The sequence below is a fragment of the Streptomyces chilikensis genome (genome assembly GCF_001642695.1).
In the GTDB taxonomy this organism is placed as follows: domain Bacteria; phylum Actinomycetota; class Actinomycetes; order Streptomycetales; family Streptomycetaceae; genus Streptomyces; species Streptomyces chilikensis.
Window position 1 is genome coordinate 41,721 of the sequence record NZ_LWCC02000142.1, and the last position, 6,955, is coordinate 48,675.

Annotated in this window: 8 protein-coding genes and 1 pseudogene; 4 read left to right on the forward strand and 5 right to left on the reverse strand. The window is 70.3% G+C overall.

Annotated elements, in window-relative coordinates; translation table 11 throughout:
* Positions 1-368, reverse strand: a 368-nt coding sequence (locus A2U95_RS27570) for a peptidase inhibitor family I36 protein (protein ID WP_166027967.1), incomplete at its 3' end; no start/stop codon positions are given.
* Positions 369-767: 399 nt separating this feature from the next.
* Here A2U95_RS27570 and A2U95_RS27575 point away from each other — a divergent pair.
* The 3 genes and pseudogenes from A2U95_RS27575 to A2U95_RS33875 all read left to right on the forward strand — a co-directional run.
* On the forward strand, positions 768-1,178 hold the full coding sequence (locus A2U95_RS27575; protein ID WP_206283085.1) for a four-helix bundle copper-binding protein: 411 nt from the start codon (positions 768-770) through the stop codon (positions 1,176-1,178).
* 362 nt (positions 1,179-1,540) lie between these two features.
* On the forward strand, positions 1,541-1,900 hold the full coding sequence (locus A2U95_RS27580; protein ID WP_206283086.1) for a YbfB/YjiJ family MFS transporter: 360 nt from the start codon (positions 1,541-1,543) through the stop codon (positions 1,898-1,900).
* A 168-nt stretch (positions 1,901-2,068) separates the two neighbouring features.
* Positions 2,069-2,236 (forward strand): annotated as a pseudogene (locus A2U95_RS33875) (DUF5959 family protein); the annotation flags it as partial.
* Positions 2,237-2,701: 465 nt separating this feature from the next.
* On the opposite strand, the gene A2U95_RS27590 reads toward A2U95_RS33875, so the two are convergent.
* The 3 genes from A2U95_RS27590 to A2U95_RS27600 all read right to left on the reverse strand — a co-directional run bounded on the left by A2U95_RS27590 (position 2,702) and on the right by A2U95_RS27600 (position 5,471).
* Positions 2,702-3,796 carry a PP2C family protein-serine/threonine phosphatase gene (locus A2U95_RS27590; RefSeq protein ID WP_166027969.1) on the reverse strand — a complete coding sequence of 365 codons (1,095 nt, stop codon included), beginning with the start codon at positions 3,794-3,796 and terminating at the stop codon, positions 2,702-2,704.
* Positions 3,797-4,182: 386 nt separating this feature from the next.
* A complete protein-coding gene (locus A2U95_RS27595; RefSeq protein WP_240958317.1) occupies positions 4,183-4,485 on the reverse strand; it encodes an STAS domain-containing protein in 303 nt (100 codons plus the stop codon).
* Positions 4,486-4,940: 455 nt separating this feature from the next.
* Complete coding sequence (locus A2U95_RS27600) at positions 4,941-5,471, reverse strand: MarR family winged helix-turn-helix transcriptional regulator (protein WP_240958238.1); 531 nt, start codon at positions 5,469-5,471, stop codon at positions 4,941-4,943.
* Between the two features lie 246 nt (positions 5,472-5,717).
* Here A2U95_RS27600 and A2U95_RS27605 point away from each other — a divergent pair, with 246 nt between their 5' ends.
* The gene (locus A2U95_RS27605) at positions 5,718-6,092 is read left to right on the forward strand and encodes a DUF1330 domain-containing protein (RefSeq protein WP_166027974.1); all 375 of its coding nucleotides are present in this window, start codon (positions 5,718-5,720) and stop codon (positions 6,090-6,092) included.
* Positions 6,093-6,341: 249 nt separating this feature from the next.
* Here A2U95_RS27605 and A2U95_RS27610 read toward each other — a convergent pair whose 3' ends face one another.
* Positions 6,342-6,917 (reverse strand): DM13 domain-containing protein, encoded by a 576-nt coding sequence (locus tag A2U95_RS27610; RefSeq protein WP_420857062.1) that lies wholly within the window; start codon positions 6,915-6,917, stop codon positions 6,342-6,344.
* Positions 6,918-6,955 lie beyond the last annotated feature (38 nt).

Consider the following 6,955-nt stretch of genomic DNA (forward strand, 5'->3'; position numbering starts at 1 on the left):
TTGATGGAGAAGCCGGACACCGCGTTGTCGTAGAGGAACAGAAGTTCCTGTGTCGCACCCGGCGCGATGGGGTAGAAGATGCCGTTGTAGTCGACATCGGTCCAGATGCAGAGTTCATCGCCGCTGCGGTTCCACACCGAGCTGGCCCGGTCGTTCCACACCCAGCCGATGTTGGGGGTGTTCACCGGATAGAGCTGCACGATGTCCCCGGTGAGGTTGTGGCCGTCGAAGAAGCAGATCATCCCTTCCCGGCAGCTGCTCACGATCCCCTCCTTGACGGGGTCAGCCGATGCGGTTCCCGGAGCTGCCAGTACGGCGGTGGAGGCGAGGACCGCTCCCAATACCGCGTTCTTGACCGTCAGCTTCATACCTACCTCTTTCCCGTTGCTACCCGTGAAGCGCGGCCACGGTCGCCGCGTCCAGCTGTCATTCCTCGAAGGAATCCGGCCGTAAGACGATCACCGCGCGCATGCGGTTCACAGAGATGACGCAGGTCACAGTCCCCGGAAGAGGTGGGCCATGGCGTTCTCGCGGCCCACCGGTCGTTTCGGCATGGGATGCGCAGTCGTCGCGAGCAGACGATGCCGCAGGCGAGTTGGAGCAGTCCGAGGCGGAGGTCGGCGCGTTCTCACAGGCCCCGGAGCGGCACCGTCGCGGCCGTGGTCCACTTGCGGTCCACAAGGCGTAGCCGGGTTTCCCGCCCCCTCGGCAGTGTTACGAGTACAGGGCGGCAACCGCCGCGCCAGGAATCGATCACGGAGGCTCCCGTGACCACTGCGGTCAAGGACATGCTCGACACCTACCCCGCCGACCTGGGCGGCGTGGACCGCGAGAAACTCGCCCGCTGCATCGAAGAATGCATCGCGTGTGCTCAGGCGTGCACCGCGTGCGCGGACGCCTGCATGTCGGAGGAGATGGTCAACGAGCTGACCAAGTGCATCCGCACCAACGCCGACTGCGCCGACATCTGCAACGCCACCGCCGCGGTGCTCTCCCGCCACACGGGCTATGACGCCAACGTCACCCGCGCGATCCTCCAGGCGTGCGCCACCGTCTGCAAGGCCTGCGCCGACGAATGCGGAAGCCACGCCGACCAGCACGACCACTGCCGCGTGTGTGCGGAAGCATGCCGCCGCTGCGAACAGGCCTGCAACGACCTGATCACCTCACTCGGCTGACCTCGGCCCGGCCTCCACCCGATGGACAGCCCCGGCGGTCCGCCTCGCCGGGGCCCTCCACGGCCGGCGGTTCGTCAACCACGGCCTCCCGGTCGATCCGCGTGCGAACCCCGACGGGACGCTGCATCACCCCGGTCAGGCCGCGGAGGTCCGCGAGCGGAAAGACCTGGCGCACCCGGTTGCCGCCGGCATCCTGTTCGGATCCGAGCAGGCCGCCGGGTGCATCGTTGTCGCCGGGTCCAGCCGGCTCCGCACGGCCGTGGGAGAGTCGGTGCGTGCATGTGGTGATGGTCGATCCCCCCTCCCCCGGAGTCGGCCTGAGGTCCGTGAGGTAACCGGACCCATGGCATGAAGGGGAGTTCATGACGCTCTCCGCAGGCGGGCGGATCGGTCTGGCCGGAGCGGCGGTGATCGGGGTCGCCTTCGGCATGGCCCGCTACGCCTATGGTCTGACGCTGCCCGACATCCGGGAGGACCTGGCGCTCTCCGAGCTGGTGCTCAGTCTCATCGCCGGCACAACGTTCGCGGGCTATCTGACCGGCCTGCTGCTCGCGGGACGGATCGCCGCTCGCCGGGGTTCGCGCGCTCCCACGACCGTGGGCGGGGCCTGCGGCGCTGCGGGAGCGGTGATACCCGGTCCGGGGCTGGGGCCGCTGCTGGTCGTCACCGCCGCGGTGTCATTGCTCTGCGCGGTGGTGCTGATGCTGTGCGGGTCCTCGTGAGGAGGGCTGCGGGTGAGGACGGATCGTGAGCACACGAGCCCCGCTCATGGCCGACGCGCACATCCTGCGTTGCGATGAGCCCGCGTTTCGTGACGATCTTCACGACCAGCTCGACGCAGGGGTCATGGTGACCAGCAGCTTCGTCAGCGGCCGGCCGGTCATGTCCGTGTGCCTTCCGACCTGGAGGAGTGGTGCTGTGCCCTGGACCTGCTCGCTGCCGGTCAGGGCATCCGCTGGAGGGACCGCAGCCCCGGGATCGAGATCCAGCCGTACGACGAGGAACAGGAGACGGTCGCTGTCCGTAGAGAAGATCCGGGCATTTCGCGCGTCTCCGTGTTCCCACGAGTCCGGAAAAGAGCCGGATCGACGAACAGCGGAAACTACTCGGGCGGGTGCTGCAGGAGTGACCGCCGCGGCGTGGTCGTCGTGGCTGCCTGCGAGCGGTGTCCCGGTACCAGGTGGTATTCCTCTTTGCGCAGTGCCGAGACCCGCGTGCTCCTCGGTTTCAGCAGCTGCTTCGCTTCGCGGCGTCCTCGTCCGGTGAGTACCCGCATCTGTTGCCGGGTGTTCCCCGAGGCCGGGGCGGCAGGAGGTGCTCCGCGACAACGTCCGGGCCGTCAGCCGGAAGTGGGCCGAGCCGAACTGCGACGCCCCGCCGACCGGCTTGTGAGGGAAGTTCAGCGTCCCGTCCGCCGGCCGTTCATGAGCGGCCCCGAGCACGGTGGTCGTTGTTCTCCGATGGCGGATGCGGGCAGCCGCGGCCGCCCTTTCACACCCTGGCCGGACCGGCGCCGAATGCTCCTACGGGGACTTCGTCAGCCTGCCGCCGGCGGGCGGAGCCCCTTGGTGGCGTACCAGCAGCATCGCGGCGTCGTCGTGCGGCGGCCCGGCGGCATGTTCCGACAGGTCCTCCCGCAGTGCCTCCAAGGCCTGGCGTGCGTCGGGTTCGTCGAGCAGGTGCGCCCGGTCGGCAAGGGGGTAGAAGACGCCGTTCCCGTCCCGGGCCTCGGTGACACCGTCGGTGTACAGCAGCAGTTGGTCGCCCGGCAGGAATCCGACACGGTACGGCTGCGGCCCGTCGACGCCGGACATTCCCAGCCCCAACGGCGGCGCGTAGGTCGAGGGCTCCGCGAAGTCGACCGTGCCGTCGGCCCGCACGACCATGGGTGCCGGATGTCCGAGGTTGAGGAAGGCCACCTCGCCTCCGGCAGCGATCTCCGCCAGGACGGCGGTGACGAACTTCTCGCCCTCCAGCTCCCGGGACAGGCTGCGCTCCAGGCGGTCCCCCAGCTTGACCAGGTCCGGCTCGTCGTGGGCGGCCTCGCGGAACGCGCCGAGCACCACCGCGGCCGTCTCGACCGCGGCGAGCCCCTTGCCCTGCACGTCTCCGACGATCACGCGGACGCCGTACGGCGAGGCGACCACCTCGTAGAGGTCGCCACCGATGCGGGCCTCGGCGATGGCCGAGGTGTAGGAGACCGCCATCCGCAGCGGGCCGACGGTCGGCGGCACCGGGCGGAGCAGCACCCGCTGGGCGGCCTCGGCGATCGACCGCACACTGGCCAGCTCCGCTTCCCTGCGCTCCCTGATCACCGCGGCGGCCAGGCCTGCGCCGGTGACTCCCGCCACCGACGCACAGGCGGTGAGTCCCCGGCGTCCCTCGAACAGGCCGTCGTAGAGTCCGAGGGCCACCGTCAGGGTGAGGGCCACCGCGCCGATCAGCGCGGTGCGGCGCCAGCCGCCGACCAGACTGGCGAACGCCGGTCCCAGCGAGACCAAGGGCAGGAAACCGACGTCGGGACCCGCCCAGACGTCCGTGACCGCCACGACGGTCATCGCCGCCCACGGCATCCAGGCCAGCACCGCCGAACCGGACGTCGGCTTGCTCATGGTCATGGCGCCCTCCCGCCCTCTCACGACATCGAAACGTCCGGCTGCTCTCGCCACACACCCCTCCACCAGCTTTAGACTATGCAAAAGTTTCGTTGATGAAGAGATGGCACCGGGCTGGTCCTGCTCGCTCGAGGCCGTCACGGGGCTTCGGCCGCTTTTCGGGGTCGTGGTCGTGCTGCGGGTCTGCGCGCGGCGCGTACGACGACGTGTTCCGACCGGGTGGCGGCAGCCGACCACCTGCGGGCCGGTCCTCCTCCGCGCCCGCAATTCCTCCCGTCCGCCGGAAGACTTCTCGACGCCCGGCAGAGACGGAAGTGCGCAGGTGCCTTCTCGGTGCCCTCGCCGCACCGGTCTTCCTCAGCGGCTCCCGGTGCTTGACCGGGGACGCCTCACGGCAGGGCCACAGGAGGTGGCTCTTCCCCGCCCCTGTCCAAGTTCAGGTCAGTGGCCAGGCCGGCCCTTCGCGCAGCGGTCCGAACGGCAGCGCTGGGCTCGACGAGCCGCACCTCGATGCCGACCAGCGGCAGGGTCCGGCAGATGCCCAGCAGGGTGTACAGGCTCGCCAAGTCGCAGAAGGTGACACCCGACAGGTCGAGCACCAACGAGGGGACGGTCGAGCGCGCGGCGAGCACCGTCAGGTCTTCCCGAAGTGCGGCGGCGGTGTCCACATCGAGCTCTCCGTCGAGGAGCATGTGCAGCACGGGCGAGGGGTCGTCACCGGTCTCGGAGCGGACACGGAGTCTCGTCGCGCCCCCCGACCAGGACGGCTCGTCCCGGCAGGGCGGGGCGCCGTCGGCCGCCTTGTCGTGCGGTACGGGATGGGACGGTGGCATGGCCGGGCCTCCAGGACGGTCGCCTCAAAAGACGCCGACCAGACTTCCCGGCACTCCGGGCAGGGCCATCGGGCCCCGCCGTCCCCGTAGTTTTGCACAGAGCAAAGAAATTCTCCATCGGACCCAGGCGGCGGGAGCCCTCAGGACGGCTACGGCAGTCCGGGGGGGCGGCTCAGCGTCCGGAATACGCCGCGCTGCTCCCCGCATGTCCGCTCAGTAGCCCAGGACCGCGTGGGCACGCACCGGAGCCGCCGGCGCCCATGGGGGTGGGAGCATGCGCCTGCCCGCGGCAAACGCCGGCCCTTTCGTCCACCTCACGGGACGCCGGGCAGGTCGCCCGTCCACCCCAGCGGATGCGCCTGCGTGCCCTCGGCGGCCGGCGCCAAGGGCTCCGCCCCGGCCTTGTTGAAGGCGTTGAGCGCCTCGACCAGGGCCAGCCGCTGCACCGGGGTGAGTCGTTCGACGATGGCGGCGATCTCGGTACGCCGACGAGCCGTGACGCTTTCGACCGTGCGCCGCCCCTCGGCGGTGAGCTGCAGCAGCGTCTCCCGACGGCTGTGCGGATTGGCATGCCGGTCCGCCAGGCCGGCCGCGATCAGGCGGTCGACCATGCGCATGGCGGTGGACGGCGCCACCTGGAGCTGCTCGGCCAGCGTGACGAGCTTGGTGGCCCCCCTCGTGGCCAGCACCACCAGCATCCGGAACTGCGGCAGCGTCACCCGCTCCTCGACCTCGGCGAGGGAACGCGCGGACACCGCGACCAGCAGGCGTGACGCGGTCAGCACCGCTTGGGTCACGGCGTCCACATCGTCCATCGCCCTCACAGGGCTCTCGCTCTCGCGCATGACTCCTTTCTACCGCCCCGCGATCGCCGGGAGCCCGCCGGCCAGGACCTGGCCCACCCGCCACCACCGCCACCACCGCCACCACCGCCGCCACGGCCCGCGGCCGCGGAGGCCGCCGCCGCATCCGACCGCGCAACTCATACCGACCAGATGGTATGCGTGCAGGTCCATCGTCACCTACCCTCGTGCCAGCCATCCGCTGGACACCGCCACGCCCTTCACCCCCACGACGACAAGGAGACGGTCATGGCTGTCGATCCCCACGAGGCAGTCCTCCAGGAACTTGGTGCGCAGGACCCCGGAGAGCCTTTCGTCATGCTCAACCTGCTGCGGTTCGCGCCCGACGGACGCGCCTCGTACGAGGAGTACTCACGTCGTGCGGCGGTCTTCCTGCGACGGTACGGAGGCGAGCTCCTCTACGCCGGAGACGGCGACACCCCCTTGGTCGCCGAACAGGGGCAGGCGTGGGACGCCGTGCTCCTCGTGCGCTATCCGAGCCGGGAGGCGTTCCTTCGCATGGTGACCGATCCCGGCTACAAGGAGATCACCCGGCTCAGGTCCCGCGCGCTCACCGAGGCCGTGCTCCAGCCGACCACCCCGTGGACGCGGCGTGCGACGTGACGGGAACCGGGCCGGCTCGCGGTGTGGCTGACGGGGGACCGCCGGGCGCGGGCAGTGCCTCGGAGGCAGGTGCGCGCACGGCACGGCGCCCCTGCCGGGGCGAACCGGGCGAGATTCCTCGGGCGAGGCGTGGTGCGCTGAGGACACCACCGCGACGACCAGGAACCTCGCCCGTCACACCACCTTGTTGATCTGCGTCATCATCCCGGCAGGACAGGACGAGAACGGTTCGGTGACCGACGGCCGGTGTCAGACGCGGGCCAGCGCCGCGGCGCCGAAGGAGACGTCGAACCGGTCGCACCAGATGCTCACGCTCGGGAGCGCCGACCAGTCGACGTCCTCGGGCAACGGGTAATTCTGGTCGCCCTTGTTGCCCTTGAGCTTGGCGAGGTTCACGTACCGGCCGTCGTCGAAGACACCCCAGCCCGCTCTGCCTTCCTTGACCGGTGCGTCGCTCAGCCAGACGCGCAGGTCGGGGCCGTTGCTCGTGTCGAGCCCTTCGAGACGCAGCGTGTGGCTGCCGTCGGCGAGGCGGACGACTTTCGCGGTGCCGGCGGTGGAGTGCTCATGGCTGATGAAGGTGCCCTGGGCGAGGGTGACGGGGCCGGCGGGTTCGGTGGGGGTGCTCGACGCGGACGGGCTCGTACCCGCCGCCGGTGGCTCCGCCGGAGCGGTCGCGGTCGTACCGGCGGTGGGCAGGGCTTCGTCGACGGTCTCGTCCACCCACAGGGCCCAGGGCTTGAACCACACGAGGCCCGCCACCGCGGTGATCGTGGCGGCGATGCCGAGGACCGTCCACAGTCTCTTCCGGCCGGCGCGTTCCACAGGCTGTTCTCCTTCGTCGGTCGACGTACCTGTTCGTG